Source organism: Pseudomonas sp. LBUM1643 (assembly GCF_059716215.1).
In genome coordinates, this window is sequence record NZ_CP166813.1 from 4,476,395 (window position 1) to 4,498,521 (window position 22,127).

Annotated in this window: 20 protein-coding genes and 1 pseudogene; 10 read left to right on the plus strand and 11 right to left on the minus strand. The window is 60.4% G+C overall.

The genetic code is table 11. The annotated features are described in order from the left end of the window. Positions 1-116: 116 nt before the first annotated feature. On the plus strand, positions 117-557 hold the full coding sequence (locus ACA063_RS20215; protein WP_056854796.1) for a CBS domain-containing protein: 441 nt from the start codon (positions 117-119) through the stop codon (positions 555-557). A gap of 123 nt (positions 558-680) precedes the next feature. Here the strand turns inward: ACA063_RS20215 and ACA063_RS20220 are convergent, their stop codons facing one another. Then, positions 681-1,304, minus strand: coding sequence for a glutathione S-transferase (locus tag ACA063_RS20220; protein ID WP_497663099.1), 624 nt, complete (start codon positions 1,302-1,304; stop codon positions 681-683). A 158-nt stretch (positions 1,305-1,462) separates the two neighbouring features. Between ACA063_RS20220 and ACA063_RS20225 the strand changes: the two genes are divergently transcribed. The 4 genes from ACA063_RS20225 (at position 1,463) to ACA063_RS20240 (ending at position 3,995) form a co-directional block, all read left to right on the plus strand. Beyond that, positions 1,463-1,984, plus strand: a complete 522-nt coding sequence (locus ACA063_RS20225) for a DUF3455 domain-containing protein (RefSeq protein ID WP_162441011.1) — start codon at positions 1,463-1,465, stop codon at positions 1,982-1,984. A 165-nt stretch (positions 1,985-2,149) separates the two neighbouring features. After that, positions 2,150-2,677 (plus strand): sigma-70 family RNA polymerase sigma factor, encoded by a 528-nt coding sequence (locus tag ACA063_RS20230; RefSeq protein ID WP_497663100.1) that lies wholly within the window; start codon positions 2,150-2,152, stop codon positions 2,675-2,677. After that, complete coding sequence (locus tag ACA063_RS20235) at positions 2,674-3,393, plus strand: anti-sigma factor (RefSeq protein ID WP_497663101.1); 720 nt, start codon at positions 2,674-2,676, stop codon at positions 3,391-3,393. The genes ACA063_RS20230 and ACA063_RS20235 overlap by 4 nt, the downstream gene beginning before the upstream one ends. A gap of 161 nt (positions 3,394-3,554) precedes the next feature. Continuing rightward, complete coding sequence (locus ACA063_RS20240; protein WP_497663102.1) at positions 3,555-3,995, plus strand: phage infection protein; 441 nt, start codon at positions 3,555-3,557, stop codon at positions 3,993-3,995. A 175-nt stretch (positions 3,996-4,170) separates the two neighbouring features. On the opposite strand, the gene ACA063_RS20245 is transcribed toward ACA063_RS20240, so the two are convergent. Continuing rightward, the gene (locus ACA063_RS20245) at positions 4,171-5,262 is read right to left on the minus strand and encodes a DUF1615 domain-containing protein (protein ID WP_497663103.1); all 1,092 of its coding nucleotides are present in this window, start codon (positions 5,260-5,262) and stop codon (positions 4,171-4,173) included. Positions 5,263-5,690: 428 nt separating this feature from the next. Between ACA063_RS20245 and ACA063_RS20250 the strand changes: the two genes are divergently transcribed. Together ACA063_RS20250 and ACA063_RS20255 are read left to right on the plus strand one after the other, a co-directional pair. Beyond that, entirely contained in the window at positions 5,691-7,895 is a 2,205-nt protein-coding gene (locus ACA063_RS20250) for a TonB-dependent receptor (RefSeq protein ID WP_497663104.1), read from the plus strand. A gap of 128 nt (positions 7,896-8,023) precedes the next feature. Continuing rightward, complete coding sequence (locus ACA063_RS20255; RefSeq protein ID WP_497663105.1) at positions 8,024-9,559, plus strand: FAD-dependent oxidoreductase; 1,536 nt, start codon at positions 8,024-8,026, stop codon at positions 9,557-9,559. Between the two features lie 268 nt (positions 9,560-9,827). On the opposite strand, the gene hemB is transcribed toward ACA063_RS20255, so the two are convergent. From hemB to ACA063_RS20270, 3 genes are all read right to left on the minus strand, one after another. Next, positions 9,828-10,802 (minus strand): porphobilinogen synthase, encoded by a 975-nt coding sequence (gene hemB, locus ACA063_RS20260; protein ID WP_497663106.1) that lies wholly within the window; start codon positions 10,800-10,802, stop codon positions 9,828-9,830. Positions 10,803-11,058: 256 nt separating this feature from the next. Beyond that, complete coding sequence (locus ACA063_RS20265; RefSeq protein WP_497663107.1) at positions 11,059-11,901, minus strand: PhzF family phenazine biosynthesis protein; 843 nt, start codon at positions 11,899-11,901, stop codon at positions 11,059-11,061. Positions 11,902-11,931: 30 nt separating this feature from the next. Continuing rightward, complete coding sequence (locus tag ACA063_RS20270; RefSeq protein WP_497663108.1) at positions 11,932-12,639, minus strand: glutathione binding-like protein; 708 nt, start codon at positions 12,637-12,639, stop codon at positions 11,932-11,934. 352 nt (positions 12,640-12,991) lie between these two features. Between ACA063_RS20270 and ACA063_RS20275 the strand changes: the two genes are divergently transcribed. Together ACA063_RS20275 and ACA063_RS20280 are read left to right on the plus strand one after the other, a co-directional pair. Next, complete coding sequence (locus tag ACA063_RS20275; protein WP_497663109.1) at positions 12,992-13,666, plus strand: histidine phosphatase family protein; 675 nt, start codon at positions 12,992-12,994, stop codon at positions 13,664-13,666. Positions 13,667-13,820: 154 nt separating this feature from the next. After that, positions 13,821-14,876, plus strand: a complete 1,056-nt coding sequence (locus ACA063_RS20280) for a permease (RefSeq protein WP_162440844.1) — start codon at positions 13,821-13,823, stop codon at positions 14,874-14,876. 305 nt (positions 14,877-15,181) lie between these two features. Here the strand turns inward: ACA063_RS20280 and mnmH are convergent, their stop codons facing one another. From mnmH to ACA063_RS20295, 3 genes and pseudogenes are all read right to left on the minus strand, one after another. Next, the gene (gene mnmH, locus ACA063_RS20285; RefSeq protein WP_497663110.1) at positions 15,182-16,285 is read right to left on the minus strand and encodes a tRNA 2-selenouridine(34) synthase MnmH; all 1,104 of its coding nucleotides are present in this window, start codon (positions 16,283-16,285) and stop codon (positions 15,182-15,184) included. Continuing rightward, the gene (selD, locus tag ACA063_RS20290) at positions 16,285-17,319 is read right to left on the minus strand and encodes a selenide, water dikinase SelD (RefSeq protein ID WP_162440842.1); all 1,035 of its coding nucleotides are present in this window, start codon (positions 17,317-17,319) and stop codon (positions 16,285-16,287) included. Before selD ends, mnmH begins: the two co-directional genes overlap by 1 nt. Before the next feature lie 155 nt (positions 17,320-17,474). After that, positions 17,475-17,696: pseudogene (locus ACA063_RS20295) on the minus strand (autotransporter domain-containing protein); the annotation flags it as partial. 482 nt (positions 17,697-18,178) lie between these two features. Between ACA063_RS20295 and ACA063_RS20300 the strand changes: the two are divergent. Continuing rightward, on the plus strand, positions 18,179-19,135 hold the full coding sequence (locus ACA063_RS20300; protein WP_497663111.1) for a nucleoside-specific channel-forming protein Tsx: 957 nt from the start codon (positions 18,179-18,181) through the stop codon (positions 19,133-19,135). A gap of 824 nt (positions 19,136-19,959) precedes the next feature. Here ACA063_RS20300 and ACA063_RS20305 read toward each other — a convergent pair. The 3 genes from ACA063_RS20305 to ACA063_RS20315 form a co-directional block, all read right to left on the minus strand. After that, entirely contained in the window at positions 19,960-20,916 is a 957-nt protein-coding gene (locus ACA063_RS20305) for a quinone oxidoreductase family protein (RefSeq protein ID WP_497663112.1), read from the minus strand. A gap of 31 nt (positions 20,917-20,947) precedes the next feature. Then, on the minus strand, positions 20,948-21,121 hold the full coding sequence (locus ACA063_RS20310) for a DUF1427 family protein (protein WP_162440733.1): 174 nt from the start codon (positions 21,119-21,121) through the stop codon (positions 20,948-20,950). Positions 21,122-21,210: 89 nt separating this feature from the next. Next, positions 21,211-21,990, minus strand: a complete 780-nt coding sequence (locus tag ACA063_RS20315; protein ID WP_162440734.1) for an AraC family transcriptional regulator — start codon at positions 21,988-21,990, stop codon at positions 21,211-21,213. Positions 21,991-22,127 lie beyond the last annotated feature (137 nt).

Genomic DNA, 22,127 nt, shown 5'->3' on the forward strand with positions numbered 1-22,127 from the left:
CCGTAAAAAAAACCGCCCAATGACGTTTTTTGCACGTTATCTGCCGCTTTCGGTCTTGCCCTCGACGTCCGGGTCTATGATTCTTCTAGAACAACGACAACACCAGAGTAACCACCATGAAAACCGTCGCCCAACTGCTCAAGTTGAAAGATCAGAAGAATCAGGAAGTGCACCAGATCAAACCCGACCATATGGTGCTCGAAGCGCTGATGAAGATGGCCGAGAAGAACGTCGGCGCTTTGCTGGTGGTGGAGAATGACGAGGTGCTGGGCATCATCAGTGAACGGGACTACGCGCGCAAACTGGTGCTGCATGGTCGTTCTTCGGTCGGCACACCGGTTCGCGACATCATGGTGTCGCCGGTCATCACCGTGGACACCCATCAAACCGTCGACACCTGCCTGGGCATCATGTCGGACAAGCGTTTGCGGCACTTGCCGGTGGTCGAGAACGGCAGATTGATCGGTTTGCTGTCGATCGGCGACCTGGTCAAGGAAGCCATTGCCGAACAGGCTGAGTTGATTCGGCAGCTGGAGCAGTACATTCGCGGCGAGTAATCAAACAAGCCAGTTCAAAAGATCGCAGCCTCGTTTCACTCGACAGCTCCTACAGGGATGTCGGCACACCCTGTATGACCTGTAGGAGCTGTCGAGTGAAACGAGGCTGCGATCTTTTGATCTTCAGTTCGGCCAATGCCGGGCAAACACCGGCGCCAGTGTCGGGTGCCGGTCAATGCGTTCAAGCCACGCATAAAACCCCGGTCGGGCACTGCGCAGATGCTCGCGACTGCCGGCCCAACGCGTCACCACCGCCGCCAGCACATCCAGCGCTCCCGGTGTTTCATCACCCAGGTACAGCTCGCCGGAAAACTGGTCCGCGAACACCTCCCAACTCCAGTGCAATCGCCGCCGCGCACCGGCCATCAGGTTCTGCCGGGAAGACTCGTCCGCATCCACCAGCCAGCGCTCTGGGTAATCGATGATGCCAATGGCCGCGTAGCAATTGCTGACGATGTAGGCCAACCCGCGAATGACCTGATCCCGCTCGGCGACATTGCCGGGCAGCAAATCCGAGGAAGGGAACGTCAGCCCCAGATGAATGAGGATCGCCGCACTCTCGGTGAGAATGCTGCCGTCGGGCAATTGCAACGTGGGGATCTGCTTGAGCGGGTTGAGTTTCTCCAGGGCCTTGGCCGCCTCCGGAGTGGCTTCGACGTCGATGAAGCGATAAGGAATCTCACACAGTTCCAGCGCCGCTTCTATCGCCGCAGCGCCGGAGTTCTTGTGTCCGTAGAGCTGATACATACACACCTCCTTTGCGGTTATCTCTTTGTAGCAGCTGACTCTGGTCACGCGGGAAAATTTCTTTTTTCAACCCTGCATCCAAATCGCTGCGTGGCGGGTAGTACCTGTAGCAGCCATTGATGCTGCCCAGCGGACACCTCATTTTCGGAGAGATACTGATGAACGCCAAACAGCTGATTTGCCTTGCCGGTTTGTTCGCCGCCGTTCCTGCAGCCTTCGCCCAGACGGCCCTGCCCGACAGCATCAAGGTCCCTGACGGCCACAAGGTTGCCATGGAAACCACCGGGGTCGGCGAGATCACCTACGAATGCCGCGACAAGGCCGGTGCGGCCGGGATGACGGAATGGGTGTTCGTCGGGCCCAAGGCCGTGCTCAATGACCGCAGCGGCAAACAGGTCGGCACCTACTTCGGACCGCCGGCGACCTGGCAGGCCAAAGATGGCTCGAAAGTCACCGGCACCCAGCTCGCCGTGGCCCCATCGAGCCCGGGTAACCTGCCCTATCAGCTGGTCAAGGCCAATCCTGCCGAGGGCAAAGGCGCGATGAGCGGCGTCAGTTACATCCAGCGCGTGGCCCTCAAGGGCGGCGTGGCACCCGGCACCGAATGCACTACTGCCAACAAGGGCAAGCAGGAAGTGGTGAAGTATCAGGCGGACTATATTTTCTGGGCAGCCCTGTAGGCATCAGACAGTGCTACCCCCTGTGGGAGTGAGCCTGCTCGCGATTGCGCCTGAGCATCCGACAGGTGTGTCGACTGACAGTCCGCTATCGCGAGCAGGTTCGCTCCCACAGGTATCCACTTTGTTTGCTAGATTGCATTCACGACCCGATAACGGCTGAGCACAGTGTCCTTGCCCGAACCTCTTTTTGATTACGAAGCCCACCTGGCCGCCTGCGGTCGCGGTGAGCGTCAGGCCTTGCGGGATTTGTACGTGCAGGAGAGTCCGCGCCTGCTCGGCGTTGCCAAGCGCCTGGTGCGCGACACGGCACTGGCCGAGGACATCGTTCACGATGCGTTCCTCAAGATATGGACCGGCGCCGCCCGCTTCGATCCGGCACGAGGGTCGGCGCGGGGCTGGATGTACAGCGTGACCCGGCACCTGGCGCTCAATTTCATTCGTGATCACAGCCGCGAAACCCAAGGTGAACCGGACGTGCCGATCATTACCGAAGCCTTTGATGCGCATCTGCACTCGGGGCGCATTCATCATTGCCTGGAGCAACTGGACCCGGAGCGGCGCAGTTGCATCGTGCATGCCTACGTTGACGGCTACTCCCACGCACAGATATCACACAAACTCGGCACCCCTCTGGGTACCGTCAAAGCCTGGATCAGGCGGAGCCTGACGGCATTGCGCGAGTGCATGGGATGATCACCGGACCTGCTGACGAAACCCCGGAAGAACGCGACGAGCTGGCCAGCGAGTATGTGCTGGGCACACTGTCGGCCGAGCTGCGCAGCGAGGTTCAACAACGCCTGCGCGACGATGCCGAGCTGCGCACGGCGGTCGACACCTGGGAGCGCCGCTTGCTGGGGTTGACCGACCTTGTCGAACCCACGACACCGACGACTCACCTGTGGCCGCGTATCGAGCGCAGCGTGGCTGCCCTGGAGCCGCGCCCTCCGCAGCCAGCGGCGCAACCTTCTTCTTGGTGGAACCTGCTGCCCTTGTGGCGCGCTCTGGCCGGTGCCGGGCTGACGGCCACCTTACTGCTCGGGGCGTTGCTGCTGACGCAGACCACCGTCAAACCGACGTATCTGGTGGTGCTGGTGGGCCCTCAGGACAAGGCACCTGGCTGGGTGATCCAGGCCAGCAACTCGAGGGAAATCCAGCTGATCCCGCTGGGCGTGGTGGAAGTTCCGGCTGACAAGGCACTGGAGTTCTGGACCAAGGCCGAGGGCTGGCAAGGGCCCGTGTCGCTGGGGCTGGTCAAGCCGGGGCAGACATTGTCGGTGCCGCTGGACAAACTGCCGCCGCTGGTCCCCGACCAGTTGTTCGAACTGACACTGGAAAACCCCAATGGCTCGCCGATCGGCAAACCCACCGGGCCGATTCAATTCATCGGGCGAGCGGTGAAGGTGATCTGACCGCGATCACCCCAGGATCTAATCATCACACCCGAATGAGGTACTGCGCGCGACCTATCATTGCCATCGATATTCACCATCATGGCAATGAAGTTCTCATAAAAAATCCACGGCGTAACATCAGCTCCATACCAACCAATAACACCCCGGAGCACACCCTCATGAAACGCCAACTCTTCCTCAGCATCGCTTTCTCGGTATTCGCAGTTAACGCTTTCGCCGCCACTTCAACTCAACCGGTTGTCGCTGAAGGCGGCTCGGATCGTCTGATTGAAAGTCGTGTGGCTGAGGGTGGTTCCGATCGTTTGCTGGAACGCCGTGTCGCCGAAGGTGGTGCCGATCGTCTGATTGAACGCCGTGTCGCCGAAGGTGGCTCCGATCGTTTGCTCGAACGCCGCGTAGCTGAAGGTGGTTCCGATCGTTTGCTGGAACGCCGCGTCGCTGAAGGTGGTTCCGATCGTTTGCTGGAACGCCGCGTAGCTGAAGGTGGTTCCGATCGTTTGCTCGAACGCCGCGTTGCCGAAGGTGGCTCCGATCGTTTGCTCGAACGCCGCGTAGCTGAAGGTGGTTCCGATCGTCTGATCCAGAATCGCACCGTATGATCGAAGCATTACTCAGCACTCTTCGACGAAGAACCCGGCCTCAACCGCCGGGTTTTTTTATGCCGGTAATTTGTGTGCAGCAAGATCAAAAGATCGCAGCCTGCGGCAGCTCCTACATGAGACCGAGTACCCTGTAGGAGCTGCCGCAGGCTGCGATCTTTTGATCTTTTGATCCTCAACGCGCCCGCGCCATGCACCGCTGATATCGCTCATCGACCCGTTTGGCGAACCACGCCGTGGTGAGTTTGCGGGTGATCTTCGGACTCTGCAGCACGATCCCCGGCAACACCGCACGGGGCAGCGACCGGCCTTCGGCTTGCTCGGCCAACTCGAACACCCGCTCATAGAGTGCTGTTTCCTCGAATTCGAGGCTCTTTCCCTTTTCCAATTGATCCCTGATCGTCGGGTTGCGCATGTCCAGTCGCTTACCGAGGGTGCGCACCGCCAATTCAGTGGTGCCGGGCATGATCGAGTCGTAGCGGACCAGATCCCCATCCAGCGCCAGGGGAATACCCGAAGCTCGGCTCACCGCGTTCTGAAACGCCGCATTGCGGCTGGCGTACCAACCGGCATTGAAGTCGGCAAAACGATACAGCGGCTGTTGATAGCTCGCTGGATAGCCAAGCAGGTGGGCAATCCCGAAATACATTCCCCCACGTCGACTGAACACTTCACGCCGAATTGAGCCCTCCACCGGGTACGGATAATTGCGCGCCTGCTGCTCGGCGAATTCGATGCTGACTTGCATCGGTCCACCGGTGTGCACCGGGTTGAAACCACCGAACAGCGTCTGCCCCATGGGCACCATGCCGATGAAATCATCGAAAATCGCACTGAGCTCTTTCTCACTGCGCGCAGCGTTGAGGCGGTCGCTGTAGCTTTTGCCGTTGGGTGAGCGCACCTGCAGCGCGCCGCTGATCAAAAGGCCGGGAATATGGGCTTTGGCCGCACGGCGGTCGATTTCGTCGCGGGCAATCTTGCCCAGGCCGGGGACCGGTGGGTCGACCTGGAAGGTAGATTCCTGCTCGGTGACGGCGAGCACCGAGCACAGGTTTTGCGTGGTCGGAGAAATGGCCTGGGCTGCAAACGCCGCATAAATATCCGTGGCCCAGCCTTGGCGATCGACCGTCTTGGCCGGCAGCAAGCGCATCAGTTCCGCCCTGACTTCATTGGGTGTTCGCGCAGGCGGTTCCTGGGTGCGCTGGGTGCCGCATCCGGCCAGTACCAGCAGCGCCGCGACGCTCATGATCAATCGATTGGCTTGCATGGAGCTCCATCAAATCCTTAGAGACGGGTTTAACCATACGACCAATGGCATGGCGCAGGCTATGACCCTCACCACCCTCCACTGTTCCCTGCAGCAGCTGTCGAGCCTGCTACGCACGTCTGTAGCAGCTGTCGAGCCCGCGAGGCTGCGTTCGGCTGCGAAGCAGTCGTGAAATCAGACACTGCGGTGTGTCAGATGAAAAGCGCCGCTCACTGGCGACTGCTACGCAACCGAACGCAGCCTCGCGGGCTCGTCAGCTGCTACAGGTATTTGCATGCTGCAGTTGGTTATCTACACAGCGTAATAACAAACACATTGCAAGACGTTACTGAGAAAATCTATCATTCGCGCCTGGAGTCGCATTTGCGCAAGGAGTTCCCGCGCCGTCAATTTTTACTTCATCGGCGACGCACCGCCAGGAACGAAACATGACCTCTCCAACCCGACTCGGCGCTCCTTTGCGGCCGACGCTTATCGCTCTGTTTTGCTCCCTTTCCGTTACCGCCTACGCCGCTGAACCCGCTGAAAACAACGGTAAGGCGCTGGTGCTGGACGACGTCAACGTCAACGCTCAAGCCCCTTCGCCTTCCGCCCTGCCCCCGGTATTTGCCGGTGGTCAGGTGGCGCGTGGTGGACAACTCGGTGTGCTGGGCAATCAGGACATCATGGACGTGCCGTTCAGCGTGTCGTCGTACACCGAACAACTGATCCAGGATCAGCAGGCCGAAGACGTTGCCGACGTGCTGTTGAACGACTCCTCGGTGCGCCAGGCCAGTGGATTTTCCAACCAGTCGCAGATTTTCATGATCCGTGGCTTACCGCTCACCGGCGACGACATTTCCTACAACGGCCTGTACGGCGTGCTGCCCCGGCAGATCATCTCCACCGATGCACTGGAACGTGTGGAGGTCTTCAAAGGCCCGAACGCGTTCATCAACGGCGTGACGCCGACGGGTTCGGGCATCGGCGGGGGTGTCAACCTGCAACCCAAACGCGCCAGCGATGTGCCGTTGCGTCGATTCACCACCGACATCAATGACGAAGGCCGGATTGGCCAGCATCTGGACCTCGGCCAACGGTTCGGCGAGGACAACCGTTTCGGCGCACGGGTCAACCTTGCTCAGCGCGAAGGCGACACCGGCATCGATCACGAAAACCAGCGCTCCAAGCTGTTCGCCATCGGCCTGGACTATCGCGGTGACGCCCTGCGTGTTTCTGGCGACTTCGCCTACCAGAAACAACGCGTCAATGGTGGTCGCAACTCGGTGAACCTCGGAAATACCACACACATTCCGGACGCGCCTTCTGCCGACACCAACTACGCGCAGAAGTGGGGGTTCACCGAAATCGAAGACACCTTCGGCATGTTGCGCGCCGAATACGACCTGAACGACAACTGGACCGCCTATGCCGCTGGCGGTGCCAAGCACACCCGCGAAGTCGGACGCTACAACTCCACCACCCTGGTCGGCAACGACGGCAGCTCCTTCACCACCGGTTCGTTCATCCCGCACGACGAGGACAACAAAAGTGTCATGGGTGGCCTTAATGGCCGATTTGACACGGGCCCGGTCAGCCACAAGCTCAACTTCGGCCTCGCTGGCATCTGGACCGAGCAGCGCAGTGCCTATGACTTCGACCTGCGCCGAAACCCCAACAACATCTATCACCCGGTCGAAACGCCGTCGCCGGTTGGCAACTTTTCCGCTGGCGACCTCAACGATCCGGGCATCACCGGCAAAACCTTCGTGCGCAGCGGTGCCGCCTCCGACACCCTGGGCTTCTTCGATGATCGCCTGCTGGTGACCGTCGGCGTGCGTCGCCAGCAGTTGGTGGTCCAGGGCTTCGCTTACGGCAGCGGCACGCGAACCTCCAAGTACGACGAGTCGATCACCACGCCGGTCTACGGCATCGTGTTCAAACCGTGGGAACACGTGTCCTTCTATGCCAACCGTATCGAAGGCCTGGCGGAAGGTCCGACCTCTCCCGTTACCTCCGGCAACCTGATCGTCACCAATGGCAATCAGGCGTTCGCGCCGGCCCGCTCGAAACAGATCGAAGCCGGGGTCAAAGTCGACATGGGCACCTACGGCGCCAGCCTCGGTGTGTACCGCATCGAACAACCGGGAGACGGCTATTCCGTTGCGACCAGCGCGACCACGGCGGAATTTATTCGTGAAGGCAAACAGATCAACAAAGGCGTCGAGCTGAACGTATTCGGCGAGCCCATCGAAGGCCTGCGCCTGATCAGCGGTCTGACCCTGATGGACACCGAACTGAAAGACACCCAGAACGGCGCCAACGACGGCAACCGCGCCATCGGTGTGCCGAACTTCCAGTTCAATGCGGGTGTGGATTGGGACGTGCCGGGCCTGCAAGGTGTAGCGCTGAACGCGCGGATGTTGCGCACTGGCGGTCAATACGCCGATGCAGCGAACAACCTCAGCCTGCCGACCTGGAACCGCTTCGATGCCGGTGCGCGGTATGGCTTCAAAGTGGAGCAGAAAGACGTGACCCTGCGTTTCGGAATCGAAAACCTGGCAAACGAGAAATACTGGGAATCGGCCCAGGGCGGCTACCTGACCCAAGGCGAGCCACGGGTCGCGAAGTTGTCGGGCACCATCGACTTCTGATCCCCCTACGCCTCAAGAAAAGGCCCCGCAGCGTCACCGTTGCGGGGCCTTTTTCCGTCTGGCGGCGCGTCTGGACGCACCCTCGAACTGGACCATACTAGAGCTCACACTCTAAGGGGGACGGGCTCATGAACCGAAGCGACGTGTTGATCGTCGGCGCTGGGCCGACCGGGCTGGTCCTGGCGCTGTGGTTGAGCAAACTGGGCGTGCGCGTGCGGATCATCGATAGAACGTCGGCACCCGGCACGACTTCCCGGGCGTTGGCGGTGCAGGCACGCACGCTGGAACTGTATCGCCAACTCGACCTTGCCGACGCCGTGGTGCAGAACGGCCATCGCGTCGCGGCGGCGAATTTCTGGGTCAAGGGCGGACCGGTCGCGCGCCTGCCCCTGACGAGCATCGGCGAAGGCCTGACGCCCTACTCGTTCCTGGAAGTATTTCCTCAGGACCAACACGAGCGCCTGCTGATCGACCGCCTGAAAATGTTCGGTATTCAAGTCGAGCGCGATACCGAACTGGAAAGCTTCGAGGAAACCGGTGACGGCATCAGCGCCAGGCTGCGCCGGCCCGATGGCCAGCAGGAAACCTGTCAGGCCTGTTACCTGGCCGGTTGCGATGGGGCGAAATCGATCGTGCGCAAGACCCTGGACACCGGTTTTCCCGGCGGGACCTACCAGCAGATTTTCTACGTCGCGGATGTGCAGGCCCGCGGCGAGGCCATCAACGGCGAGTTGCACGTCGACCTGGATGAAGCGGACTTCCTCGCGGTGTTTCCCATGGCGAGTGAAGGCCGCGCCCGGTTGATCGGCACGGTTCGAGATGAGCGTGCCGAGCATCCGGAGAACCTGCGGTTCGAGGACGTCAGCAGTCACGCGATCAACAACATGAAGATGCAGATCGATCAGGTGAACTGGTTTTCAACCTACCGCGTGCATCACCGCGTGGCGGATCACTTCCGCACCGGGCGCGCGTTCCTGCTGGGTGACGCTGCCCACGTCCACAGCCCTGCTGGCGGTCAGGGCATGAACACCGGGATCGGCGACGCCATCAACCTGGCCTGGAAACTCGCGGCAGTCTTGAGCGGCGGCGCCGAGGCCCGGCTGCTCGACAGCTACGAACCCGAACGTATCGCGTTTGCCCGAAAACTGGTGGCCACCACGGACCGGGTGTTCAGCTTCGCCACCGCCCAAGGCCCTTTGGCCGACCTGTTGCGTACGCGCCTGGCCCCGTTCGTGATCCCGAAAATGGCCTCGTTCGAGACCTCCCGCGAGTTTTTGTTTCGCACGGTCTCGCAGATCACCGTCAATTATCGCGGGATGCCGTTGAGCACCGGCGTTGCCGGACATGTGCATGGAGGGGATCGATTGCCCTGGGCTCACGATGGCGAAGGCGACAACTTCGAATCGCTCAAGCAACCGGTCTGGCAGGTGCACGTGTATGGCGACACCAGCGACGAAATGATTGCCTGGTGCACAGAGCACCATCTGCCGCTGCAGGTATTTGACTGGCGCCCGGCGTTCGAAACCGCGGGCCTGGGGCCTAACGGGTTCTACCTGTTACGGCCGGACACCTACGTGGCGATTGCCGAAACGTGCTCCGATCCGAAGGTGATCGAACGGTACTTCCAGGAGCACGGGATCCGGCCTTTCTTTGGTGTTGCCTGATTCAACACGAACCCACACGATTTCCAAGTAGGAGTGAGCCTGCTCGCGATGGCGGTGGCACATCCAATATCAATATCGCCTGACACGACCCCATCGCGAGCAGGCTCGCTCCTACAGTTTATCGGCGGTGTACTCGAGTTCAGGGCCTGACAAAAATCCCACTGTAGGAGTGAGCCTGCTCGCGATGGCTTTGGCACATCCAGCACTGATATCGCCTGCACAGCCTCATCGCGAGCAGGCTCGCTCCTACAGGGGTCACGCGGTGGCTTTAGATCCCGGCCAGCGCCAGATCCATCGCAAAGTAGGTGAAGATCAGATCCGCGCCGGCCCGCTTGATCGCTCCAAGGCTTTCGCGAACCACCCGATCCTCATCGATCGCACCGGCCTGAGCGCCGAATTTGATCATCGCGTATTCACCACTGACCTGATACGCCGCCAACGGCAGACGCGACACTTCACGAATGTCGCGGATGATGTCCAGGTAGGCACCCGCCGGTTTGACCATCAGCGCGTCGGCGCCTTCCTGCTCGTCCATCAATGATTCACGCACGGCTTCGCGGCGGTTCATCGGGTTCATCTGGTAGCTTTTGCGGTCGCCCTTGAGCGCGCTGCCGCCGGCTTCGCGGAACGGACCGTAGAGCGCGGAAGCGAATTTGGTCGAGTAAGCCATGATGGGAATCTGGGTGAAGCCGGCCTCATCCAGCGCCCGGCGAATCGCCCGGACCTGGCCATCCATCGCCGCCGACGGGGCAATGACATCGGCCCCGGCATGGGCAGCAGCCACGGCCTGGCGACCCAGGTTGATCAGGGTCTGATCGTTGTCGACTTCATGGTTGTGTATCACACCGCAGTGGCCATGATCGGTGTATTCGCAGAAGCAGGTGTCCGACATCACGATCATGTCCGGCACGGCATCCTTGGCAATGCGCGACATGCGCGACACCAGGCCATCCTCTCTCCAGGTATCACTGCCGCTGCTGTCCAGGTGGTGGGACACGCCGAAGGTCATCACCGACTTGATGCCGGCACGGGCGTAACGCTCGATCTCGCCAGCCAGTTTCGACTCGGGGATACGCATCACGCCGGGCATGCTCTTGATCGGTACGAAGTCGTCGATTTCTTCTTCGACGAAGATCGGCAGCACCAGATCGCTCAAGCTGAATTCGGTTTCCTGGAACAGGCTGCGCAGGCTCGCATTGCGGCGCAGACGGCGTGGACGTGCTTCGGGGAACTGGCTGGACATGAGGATTCCTGAAAATCGATGAACATGGCGAAAGTCGCAGGGGGCGAAAGCTTATGCCTTCTGCGGCGCCCTGCACAAACGCCGGATGACGAAGAGTCCGTTACCGGACAGACAATAATCGCGGCCTGCCCAACCAGACCAAGGGGTGCAGCGAGCGGTCGCGACCAAAGCGCGCAGGTTCGATTTCCAACGCCATGACCGGCTTCGCCCTAGTGCAGGGGCGCGGTCATTCACCAGGCAACCGCGCCCGTCAGCGTTACAGGTTCAGGGTGCCACTGATGCAGGTCACCACCGCGCCGCCGATCCATATCTCATCACCCAGTTGTTCAACCTGGATGCGACCGGCGCGCCCCATGGTCAACCCCTGGCTGACCACGTAGGACGACGGCGCCAACCCTTCCTTGAGCAACCATTGGGCAACACCGGCGTTCAGGCTGCCGGTGGCTGGATCTTCGGGCATGCCGTCGCCGCTGATGAACGCCCGCACCTCGAAGTGCGCATCATCGCCATCCCGCTCGGGATTCCAGGGCGCGATCACACCGACCGCCAGGCCAAGCATTTGCCCATGATCCGGCTTCAGGTCCAGCACCTGCTGGCGATTGTCGAGCATCACCGCCAGCCAGCCGGCCCCGTTATCGACCCACTGGGCCCGAACAATCGCACCCCGCTCAAGCCCCAGCCCCAATCGCACTCGCTCCACCAGATCGGCCTCCACCGGCCCGGTCCGGAGCAAGGGCGGTGCAAGAAAAGCCAGCTCCGCACCCTGACGACGGACCCGCACCAACCCGACGCCACACTCCTGAATAATCTCCTCTCCCTTGGGCACGCCACCCGCTTCGAGCCAGGCGTGACACGTCCCCAACGTCGGATGACCGGCGAACGGCAACTCCTTTGCGGTGGTGAAAATCCTGACGCGATAATCGGCCCGAGGGTCTTGGGGTTCGAGGATGAACGTGGTTTCACTGAGGTTGGTCCAGGTCGCAAACGCCGCCATGCGCTCGTCGCTGAGTTCATCGGCCGCGAACACCACGGCCAATGGATTGCCCTTGAGCGCGACGCGGCTGAATACGTCTACCTGTTTGAAATCGAATGAATACATGGGTCTTCCCTGAGTGTGTGATGGATGGACTTAAATCGCCGACTTCGGAATTTCCAGCCCGCGCATCACCGCCGGGCGTGCCAGAAAGCGCTCCAATACTCGCGTGACGTTCTTGAAGTCGTTGATGCCCACTAGATCGCCCGCTTCATAGAAGCCGATCAGGTTGCGTATCCAGGGGAACGTGGCGATGTCGGCGATGGTGTATCGCTCGCCCATGATCCAGTCCCGCCCTTCAAGCCGACCATCGAGCACCTTCAGCAGGCGCTTGCTTTCTTCGACGTAGCGTCCCAGTGGACGTTTGTCCTCGTAGTCCTTGCCGCCGAATTTATTGAAAAAGCCGACCTGGCCGAACATCGGGCCGATGCCGCCCATCTGAAACATCAACCACTGGATCGTCTCGTAACGCGCAGCCGATTCCTGGGCCAGCAACTGCCCGCTTTTGTCAGCGAGGTAGATCAGAATCGCCCCGGACTCGAACAGCGCCAACGGTTGATCTCCCGGACCGTGAGGATCAAGGATCGCCGGAATCTTGTTGTTGGGGTTTAGCGACATAAACTCGGGGGACAACTGGTCGTTCGTGTCGAAGCCCACACGATGGGGTTCATAGGGCAGCCCGATCTCTTCGAGCATGATCGACACCTTGACGCCGTTGGGGGTCGGCAAGGAGTACAGCTGGAGCCACTCCGGGTACTGAGCAGGCCACTTTTGCGTGATGGGGAACGCGGACAGATCGGTCATGAGGGTATCCACCAGGAAATGTACGCCGATCATAATCCACGGGATCCAAAGGCGTTATCAATGTCGCTGATTATCAAGATCGAACAATTGACGCCTTCGTCATCGCCATAACCTATAGGGTGTCCATAATTTCGCAACATCCTGTCGATAACCTTTGCTCCAACCCATTAAAAGTTATCGATACATTGCTGCGCCTCTGGCCGGTATCGAACCAAATGGGCCTCAGAGGACTCTGAGGATTGCCCTTTCGGAAACGGACCGGCGTATCGACATGGAAATCACCCGACGCTGGATGCTCGCGGTGTAAAGGTTTGTCAGCCTTAACCGAATGCGCTGAAGAACCCTTTATTCGATGAAGAATCTTTTGAAATTTGCCACTCGTTTCAAGCATCGCGCCTACCTGTTCCTGCCCGCATTGCTGGCCACCAGCGCGGTGTTCCTGTCACTGGAATCCAGCGAGAGCCGTGCCCAGCCGGCTGACGGCACCCAGACCCTGGTATTCCTGCGCCACGCGGAAAAACCTGAAGGCGGTCTCGGCCAGCTCAACTGCCAGGGCTTGAACCGCGCCATCGACCTGGCCACCTTGCTGCCGGAAAAATTCGGCAAGGCCAATTACGTGTTTGCCGCCAACCCGACGCGCAATGTCGAAGAAGGCGAGCTGGATAACTCCTACAGCTACATTCGTCCCCTGATGACCATCAGCCCCAGCGCGATCAAGCTCGGTTTGCCGGTGAACATCAACTTTTCGGCCAACGACACCAGCGACCTGGCCGATGAACTGCTTCACGACAAGTACCACAACTCGGTCATCTATACCGCCTGGTCCCACGGCTACCTGCCGGAGCTGATCAACACGGTCGCGGGCGAAGCCATCGGCAAGAAACAGACGATCACCGAAGACTGGGAGTCCAGCGATTACGATTCGCTGTTCGTCCTGACGCTGACCTGGCACAACGGAAAGGCGAGCGTCGCGAGCCACAGTTACAAGCAAGGTCTGGATAACGGTGCCGAGACCTGTCCGACATAAACAGGGTTTTCCGGGGCTGCTACACGGCCCGGCGCGAGCAAGCTTGCTCGCCACAGAAGCTCACTGAACCCGGCTGATCATCATTGGCCACACTCCGCGACAGGCAAGGTCTGGGCTATCATCTGTCCATCCCCCTCTCGTCCGGAACCTCACCATGTCACTGTCTTCTGTTGCCGCCCCCACTCGGGGCTGGTCGTTCTGGTGGAAACCCGCCCTCTTCGTCCTCGTCGCCTGCATCGGTCTCTATTACGTCAAATGGTCGCCCTACTACGCCAAAGCCTTCCTGGCCGCTGACAACCACAGCATCGGCGCTTCCATTCTCAACGACGCACAAACCTCCCCGCTCATCGCTGCGCTGACCTATGCCAAGGTGTATTTCCTGGCGATCTGGAAAGCCGCCGTGCTGGCTGTCATCCTCGGCTCGCTCCTGCAGGTGTTGATCCCGAGAGACTGGCTGCTGCGCCTGTTTGGCCGCGCCGGTTTTGCCTCGACCGTGCGCGGTGGCTTATTTGCTTTGCCAGGGATGATGTGCTCGTGCTGCGCCGCACCGGTGGCGGCGAGCATGCGGCGGTCGAATGTTTCGGTCGGGGCGGCACTGGCCTTCTGGATCGGCAACCCGGTGCTCAACCCGGCGACGCTGGTGTTCATGGGGTTCGTGCTGGGCTGGGGATTCACGGCGCTAAGACTGGTGGCGGGTATCGTGCTGGTGTTCGGTGTGTCGCTGGTCGCACAGCGAATTTCCGGCCCGGAAGTACTGCCCGAAGCAGCCGTCGAAGCGGTGTCAGCGGCCAGTGAACCGGACTCGCAACCGTTCCTGGTTCGCTGGGGTCGCACGATCTGGCAGTTGTTCTGGAGCACGATTCCGATCTACATCCTGGCAGTATTGGTCCTGGGTGCCGTGCGGGTCTGGGTGTTCCCTCACATTGACGGCGCCATGGCCAACGGTTTGCTGTGGCTGATACCGCTGGCGATCATCGGCACCCTGTTCGTGATCCCCACGGCGGCGGAAATCCCGATCGTGCAAACCATGATGACCCTGGGGATGGGCACCGCTCCGGCAGTGGCCTTGTTGATGACCTTGCCGAGCATCAGCCTGCCGTCGCTGCTGATGCTGCGTAAGGATTTCGACGCACGGGTGCTGGTGAGCGTGGCGCTGATGACCATGGGGATCGGGGTGATCACCGGGTTGATCGGCGCGGCTGTCCTGTAGAAAAAAAGCTTGCTCGCGGTGAGGGCGACACAAAAAACTGTGACGCTTGAAAGGACCTCATCGCAGGCATCGGTATCTACACATCTCGTCGTAACCTACACCGAACTTGTGGCGAGGGAGTTTACTCCCGCTGGGCTGCGCAGCAGCCCTGAAAAAGGTCACTGAGTTTTTTCCTTAAGGATCTCGGCCGCCCCATTTGGGGCCGCTGCGCAGCCCAGCGGGAGTAAACTCACTCGCCACAGGCTGTGGTAGCTCCTGAAAGATGTGTAGAGACCGATGCCGCGATGAGGTCGGCAAAAACAACATCAATCCTGTTGTTTTTGCCGCGCTTTCAAATAATCCAGAACCGCCGTTTGCTCCCCCGCAAACTCGATCCGCCCACCCTTCTTCTCCCGCTGGAACGCATACATCGGGTCGTAATACTCGCTCAACAACCCTTCAATCCAGTCCCGGTGCAGATCTACCGCGCCACTGCGCGCCTGCTCCGCCAATGCCGCTTCCATCAATATCAACATCCGCCGATGGCGTTCCCCGCCCAGTCGTTTCTGCACATTGTTCAGGCTTTCCAGCAACCGCTCGGAAAACAACGCAAACCCTTCATCGCCATGCACGCGGATGAACTCGGCGCATAAATCCACCACGTAATCGCGCAGGATTCGCTCGACCCGCCCTTGCAGGCTGTCTTCCAGCCAGACCATCGAAAACTGCTGCATGCCCTGGAACAACGGCAGCGGCAAGGCACAACTGCCCACCATGCGGCTCTCGTCTTCCAGCACGAATTGCTCGATGCCAGCGGCGCGCTTTTTCAACACGTCCACCGCCAGGCGGTTTTCGAAGTCGATGTTGGACGGCTGTCCAGTGGCACGCTTGCCGAAACTGGAGCCGCGGTGGTTGGCGTGGCCCTCAAGGTCCAGCCCATTACGCAACTGCGTCAGCACCTCGGTCTTGCCGGTGCCGGTCATGCCGCCCAGCAGGACGAAGTCACACTGGGCAATCGCCTGGTCGACCGTCTCCAGCAAGAAGGTACGCATGGCCTTGTAACCGCCACCGACGCGCGGATAGTCGATGCCCGCCTCGTCCTTGAGCCATTGCTGGACGATCTGCGAACGCAACCCGCCGCGAAAACAGTACAGATACCCATCGGGATGCGCCCGGGCGAAATCAGCCCAGGCCTGGATGCGTTCCGCCTTGGTGTCACCCGACACCAGTTGATGCCCCAGGGTGATCGCCGCTTGCTGCCCCTGCTGCTTGTAGCAAGTGCCGATGCGCTGGCGCTCGTGGTCGTTCATCAGCGGCAAGTTGATCACGCCGGGAAATGAACCCTTGGCGTATTCGACCGGCGCGCGGGCGTCCATCATTGGCCGGTCGTTGAGAAAGATGTCGCGGTAATCGGCGAAGTCGGTCGACATCAGAACACCTCTACCGCGTGTGTCTGTCGCTCAACCAGCTCACCGATGGGCTCAAGGTCCAGGCCCAGTTCGGCGGCCACCGCGAGGAAGCCGGCGTTGCCTTGCGGGGTGACGGCGACCAGCAGGCCACCGCTGGTTTGCGGGTCGCAAAGAACGAGCTTGTGCAGCTCCTGAAGGCGACCGAGCTTGCTCGCATAGCTGTCGAAATTACGCAGAGTGCCGCCCGGCACGCAGCCCTGTTCGAGGTAATACTCGACTCCGGGCAGACGTGGTACGCGGTCATATTGAATGCGCGCGGTGAGTTGGCTGCCGTCGGCCATCTCCACCAGATGCCCCAACAGGCCGAAGCCGGTGACGTCCGTCATTGCGGTCACGCCGTCGAGTTTGCCGAAGCGGCTGCCGGGTTTGTTCAGGGTGCACATCCAGTCGCGGGCCAGCCCAATGTCAGCGTTGCGCAGCTTGCCCTTCTTCTCGGCGGTGGTGAGGATGCCAATGCCCAGCGGCTTGGTGAGGTACAGCTGGCACCCGGCGGTGGCAGTGTCGTTGCGTTTCATGTGGCGCTTTTCCACGAGCCCGGTGACCGCCAGGCCGAAGATCGGCTCGGGCGCATCAATGGAATGACCGCCGGCCAGTGGAATGCCCGCTTCGTCGCAGACCGACCGCCCGCCACGGATCACTTCACGGGCGATCTCCGGCGCCAGCACGTTGACCGGCCAGCCGAGAATGGCGATCGCCATCAATGGGTCGCCGCCCATGGCATAGATGTCGCTGATGGCATTGGTGGCAGCGATACGACCGAAATCGTACGGATCATCGACAATCGGCATGAAGAAATCGGTGGTCGAGACCACCCCGCGTTCTTCATCGATGGCGTATACCGCCGCATCATCGCGCGAGGCATTTCCCACCCACAGCTTGGGATCAAGGTTCTGCGCCCCGCTGCCGGCCAGAATCACCTCCAGCACCTGGGGGGAAATCTTGCAGCCACACCCTGCACCGTGGCTGTACTGGGTTAGACGAATCGGCTCGCTCATAGGGGTTTACCTCGTGAAGTCAGGTAAATAATCCTACAGCAACCACCGCATCCGGAGTGGAATGCGTTCCCCTGTAGGAGCTGCCGCAGGCTGCGATCTTTTGACCTTTGAGTAAAAAAAACCGCCCTTTCGGGCGGCTAAAGTACTTCGACCTATCAGAATCCGAGGCTGAAGCTGATCGTCATCGCGTGGTCCTCGTTTTTGCTCGACACCTGCCCGGAGTAACCCAGACCGAGTTTGCCGGTCGGGCTGACCTGGAAGTCCACGCCCGCTTCAAGCAGCGCACTGTCTTCGGCAATCGGCACGCCCTGGGTACTGAACGAGGCGCCGCTGTCGATGAAGCTCAGGTCAGCATCGGGTTGGGTATCGCCGAAGGCAAAAGTGGGGACACGCGGAAAATCGGGGCAATGACAGAGCTAAGGTCCATGGGCAGTTCCTTTCGTGGTAATTCCTTTCTTCCTTGAAAGGCGCGCAGCGGCGACCACCCTGGCCGTGAAACCCTCCACACGCAGATCAAGACTGCGACGGCTTGAATGCCGTTTCACTCCTGACAGACCGTAGTAGATGCGCTTCGAATCTCGCGGATTAATTAGCATTAATACTTTTGTGCTCCGACGGTTTGCCCCCGGCGGGGACGGCCGTTGGTTGCGATTTTATTTTCAGGAAGAGATCAAAAGATCGCAGCCTCGTTTCACTCGACAGCTCCTACAGGGGCGCGTCATCCGCATGAAATTAATTTCTTTGAAACAATTGGTATGGCTTGTGCAAACGTTTGCGAACCGCTGATAGGAGCGGTTTCGATACATAACGGCTCAAGCCCCAAGAAACGGGCTTCGCTGCGCACAAAAAGGGACTTTTAATGCTTTGCACTTCCCGTCGCGTGACACGTTCGCGCACATTGGCTGTTTCCCTGCTGCTCGCCAGCGTTACAGGACTACTCAGCTGCAATACCTTGGCGCAACCCGCCACGCCCGAAGAATCCGCCCAGGGCGAAGCACTCAGCCCCGAAGCCAGCCCGCCGAAAAAAGGCGCGTACCTGTCGGACTGGTTCAACCAGGACCTGACCGTCATCGGCAGCAAGGACATCAGCTTCGGGCCGCAACCGGCGGACGATATCTACCTGGAGTACGAGTATTTCGGGCGCAAGGGGCCGTTCGAGTTGTACGGCTACATCGACATCCCGAAGATCTTCAACATCGGCAACAGCCACGACAAAGGCGTCTGGGACCATGGCTCGCCGGTATTCATGGAGCACGAACCGCGGATCTCAATCGACTACCTGGCGGGCCGCAGCCTGGCCATCGGTCCGTTCAAGGAATGGTATGTGGCGTTTGACTGGATCTACGATCACGGCAGTAATAGCGCCAACCGCGCGAACACGCTGTACAGCGGGTTGGGCACAGACATCGACACGCACTCGCGGGTCAATCTGTCGGCCAATTTCTACGGTCGTTATCAGTGGGAAAACTACGGGGCCAGCAACGAGTATTCGTGGGACGGCTATCGTGCCCAGCTCAAGTACATCGTTCCGATCAGCAGCTTCAGCAATGGCGCGTCGCTGACGTATATCGGCTTCACCAATTTCGACTTTGGTTCGGACTTGCACAAGGACAACCCGGCGCGCACGGCTAACGCGACGGTGGCGACCAATGTGTTGCTGTACGCGTTTACGCATCTGCGATTTACGTTGGTGGGTCGGTATTTTTACAACGGGGGTAACTGGGAGGATGGCAGTGAGTTGAATTTCGGCGACGGCGACTTCCGTGCCCGGTCGGATGGGTGGGGGTATTACGCGGGGGTTGGGTATCAGTTCTGATTGTGGGCGCTGGCTTGCCAGCGATCGCTGCCTGACAGTCGACAGATTTCTGCCAGATATCCCCGGATCAAACTGTGGGAGCTGGCTTGCCAGCGATGGCGCCCTGACAGCCGAGGAGTATTTCCCTGATGCACCTGGATCAAACTGTGGGAGCTGGCCTGCCGGCGATGGCGCCCTGACAGGCGATGAGTATTTCCCTGATGCACCCGGATCAAACTGTGGGAGCTGGCCTGCCGGCGATGGCGGCCTGACAGGCGGTGAGTATTTCCCTGATGCACCCGGATCAAACTGTGGGAGCTGGCTTGCCAGCGATGGCGCCCTGACAGCCGAGGAGTATTTCCCTGATGCACCTGGATCAAACTGTGGGAGCTGGCCTGCCGGCGATGGCGCCCTGACAGGCGATGAGTATTTCCCTGATGCACCCGGATCAAACTGTGGGAGCTGGCCTGCCGGCGATGGCGGCCTGACAGGCGGTGAGTTTATTGAGGGTGTACATATCCATTCCTGCGGTCACGGCTGCTATTGGTTTCGCTCTTACAGCGAGTCACTTGGAGGAGCGCCAAGTAACCAAACGCTCTTGCCCCTTTCGTCCGGTGCCTCGCCTGGGCTCGGCATACCCTCGCTCCGGTCCTGCTCCGTGGGCCCGCCGCGATCGGCCATCCATGGCCGTGCGCGGCTAACCCGGCATCCATGCCGGGTTACCCACTGCGCAGAACCTGCGCTCGGCCTTCCGAGGGGGCAAGAAGATCAAAAGCAGATAGCAGATCAAAAGCAGATCAAAAGCCATCGCCAGCGAGCTTTGTTCCTGCAGATACATCTCTAGCTCACGGCACAAAAATCACTTTGTCCCCACTTCCACGATCCACTTCCGCATACCGCTCCACACCTTCCGACAACGGCGATTCAAACAAACCTTGCGGCAACGGCAGCAAGTCCTGATCGAAGAACCGGCCGAACTGATCAAGCATAGCGGCGCACGCCTGGACGCCGTAAAGCAGTGAGTTGATTCCCACCACCGAGCCACCCTTGCGGTACAAACCTAGCGCCGGCAACTGCACGAGACCGTCCACCGGTGCGGCGATGATTGCGATTCGTCCGAAGGTCGCCAATGCTGTCACCGAAGCCGGTAACCAGAAGCCCGTCGTGTCAAAGATCACGTCCGCACCGCCGGCATACACCGCGTTCACTTGCTCGCCCAATGCCTCTGGCTTGTCCAGCTGCAGCGTCGGATAACCCTGCGCCTGCAGCTCTTTGACCTGTTCGGACCGACGCGCCGCCGCCAATACCTGCGCGCCGCGCACTTTGGCCAGCGCCAACGCCGCGCTGCCCACCGCCCCGCCGCCGATCACCAGCAATCGCGTCTCGGCCTTCACCAGACTGCGCTCCAGCGCATCCCACGCCGTGGTGTACGGCACGCCGAGGCTGGCGGCCTGGGCGAAGGACAGGTGGGTCGGTTTGCGCGCGACGCCATTGGCCGGCAGTTTCACGAATTGCGCGTGGGAGCCATCGGCGAAAAAACCCAACTCACGCCCCGTGCCCCAGACCTCCTGGCCTATGAGTGCCTGCGGACCTTGCACGACGATGCCGGCGAAGTCGCGGCCGGGAATGCGCGGCAGCGTGGTGTAGGGAAAACGCCCCAACACATTCTTCACATCGCTGGGGTTCAGGCCGGCGGCTTTGATTTCGACCAACACTTCATTGGCGCTGGCAACGGGGGTGGGAACCTCAACATAGCGAAGGGCAGAAAGGTCGCCCGTTTTGTCGAACTGCAGTGCTTTCATGGAAGATGTCCATTTTTTGAAGGAGCAGAATTCAAGAGATCCAGCCAGCGATCAGTTGCCGCCCCAGCGGCCACAACTGCTCCCCGGCGAGCATGCCGAGCAGGCCTAACAGCGCAATCGCGGGCGGCGCCGGCGAACGGAAATCCAGCGCGCCGTACAGCAGGCCGACGCCCAGACCGATCACAATCGAGATGAGGTAATTCATGGCAGCATCCAGGCGTGTAGATAAGCCTGAAGTCTAGAGGCACGCCACGCCGCGTATCGGCCAAGCGCTTCTGAATCTCGGCCAAACGATCAATCCGGGCGCTGGCTCGCGCAAAACTGGGAGGGGGCGACACCCAGCTCCCGGCGGAACATGTCGCTGAAGCTGCTCGGCGAATAGCCCAGCTCCCGTGCGATCGCGCTAACCGGCACACCCTGGATCAACTCGGCCACCGCCGTCGCCAATTGGACCTGCCGCCGCCACTCGGCGAAGCCCATGCCCAGGCCGTCCTTGAATAATCGCGCCAGAGTGCGCACGCTGGCACCGACGTTTTCCGCGTACTGTTCGAAGGGAACGTCCAGCGAGGGATTGGCCATGACGGCCTGGCACAAGCTCATCAGACGCCGGTCGGAATCGTCCGGCAGCGGTATTTTCAGCAGGGATCGGCCGGCTCGCCTAAGCTCCAACAACGCCAGGTTCACCAGCGCCTCGTAATACTCGGGGGCGCCATCCTCGCCCTGCTCCACCAGCCTGACAATCAACTCACGCAGCAACCCACCCACTTCGATCACCTGGACCGTGTCGTCCAGCGTCGCCGCCAATGAAGGGCGCAGGTAGATATTGCGCATTTGCAAATCCGAAACCACACGAATGCCGTGGGGCACGCCCGGCGGCAGCCAGACCGCGCGTTGGGGCGGTACCACCAGCGCCTCATGCGGCGTTTCGACCCACATGACTCCACTCATCGCATACAGCAACTGGCCCCAGACATGCTCGTGGGGCTCGATGAACAGCCCGCGCGGATAGGTGCGCGCGAGCGGTTGCACGGGCACATCGGTATCACTCAGATCTGGGGGCGCGGCGAGGGCCATGGGCAATGATCATTGGGGTTTTCAGGAGATGCATGTTAACGAGCGAACAGTCATGCCGCCACTGGTCGCAGCCGTCTGACAATCCGACTGAATTTTCCGCGACGTCCACGATCCTTTTAATACCACAGGGAGGAATA

What these genes read in the sequence shown, in the direction of transcription:
- ACA063_RS20215 (WP_056854796.1), top strand. Translation starts at nt 117, where the DNA reads ATGAAAACCGTCGCCCAACTGCTCAAGTTGAAAGATCAGAAGAATCAG.
- ACA063_RS20220 (WP_497663099.1), bottom strand. Translation starts at nt 1,304, where the DNA reads ATGTATCAGCTCTACGGACACAAGAACTCCGGCGCTGCGGCGATAGAA.
- ACA063_RS20225 (WP_162441011.1), top strand. Translation starts at nt 1,463, where the DNA reads ATGAACGCCAAACAGCTGATTTGCCTTGCCGGTTTGTTCGCCGCCGTT.
- ACA063_RS20235 (WP_497663101.1), top strand. Translation starts at nt 2,674, where the DNA reads ATGATCACCGGACCTGCTGACGAAACCCCGGAAGAACGCGACGAGCTG.
- ACA063_RS20240 (WP_497663102.1), top strand. Translation starts at nt 3,555, where the DNA reads ATGAAACGCCAACTCTTCCTCAGCATCGCTTTCTCGGTATTCGCAGTT.
- ACA063_RS20245 (WP_497663103.1), bottom strand. Translation starts at nt 5,262, where the DNA reads ATGCAAGCCAATCGATTGATCATGAGCGTCGCGGCGCTGCTGGTACTG.
- ACA063_RS20250 (WP_497663104.1), top strand. Translation starts at nt 5,691, where the DNA reads ATGACCTCTCCAACCCGACTCGGCGCTCCTTTGCGGCCGACGCTTATC.
- ACA063_RS20255 (WP_497663105.1), top strand. Translation starts at nt 8,024, where the DNA reads ATGAACCGAAGCGACGTGTTGATCGTCGGCGCTGGGCCGACCGGGCTG.
- hemB (WP_497663106.1), bottom strand. Translation starts at nt 10,802, where the DNA reads ATGTCCAGCCAGTTCCCCGAAGCACGTCCACGCCGTCTGCGCCGCAAT.
- ACA063_RS20265 (WP_497663107.1), bottom strand. Translation starts at nt 11,901, where the DNA reads ATGTATTCATTCGATTTCAAACAGGTAGACGTATTCAGCCGCGTCGCG.
- ACA063_RS20270 (WP_497663108.1), bottom strand. Translation starts at nt 12,639, where the DNA reads ATGACCGATCTGTCCGCGTTCCCCATCACGCAAAAGTGGCCTGCTCAG.
- ACA063_RS20275 (WP_497663109.1), top strand. Translation starts at nt 12,992, where the DNA reads ATGAAGAATCTTTTGAAATTTGCCACTCGTTTCAAGCATCGCGCCTAC.
- ACA063_RS20280 (WP_162440844.1), top strand. Translation starts at nt 13,821, where the DNA reads ATGTCACTGTCTTCTGTTGCCGCCCCCACTCGGGGCTGGTCGTTCTGG.
- mnmH (WP_497663110.1), bottom strand. Translation starts at nt 16,285, where the DNA reads ATGTCGACCGACTTCGCCGATTACCGCGACATCTTTCTCAACGACCGG.
- selD (WP_162440842.1), bottom strand. Translation starts at nt 17,319, where the DNA reads ATGAGCGAGCCGATTCGTCTAACCCAGTACAGCCACGGTGCAGGGTGT.
- ACA063_RS20300 (WP_497663111.1), top strand. Translation starts at nt 18,179, where the DNA reads ATGCTTTGCACTTCCCGTCGCGTGACACGTTCGCGCACATTGGCTGTT.
- ACA063_RS20305 (WP_497663112.1), bottom strand. Translation starts at nt 20,916, where the DNA reads ATGAAAGCACTGCAGTTCGACAAAACGGGCGACCTTTCTGCCCTTCGC.
- ACA063_RS20310 (WP_162440733.1), bottom strand. Translation starts at nt 21,121, where the DNA reads ATGAATTACCTCATCTCGATTGTGATCGGTCTGGGCGTCGGCCTGCTG.
- ACA063_RS20315 (WP_162440734.1), bottom strand. Translation starts at nt 21,990, where the DNA reads ATGGCCCTCGCCGCGCCCCCAGATCTGAGTGATACCGATGTGCCCGTG.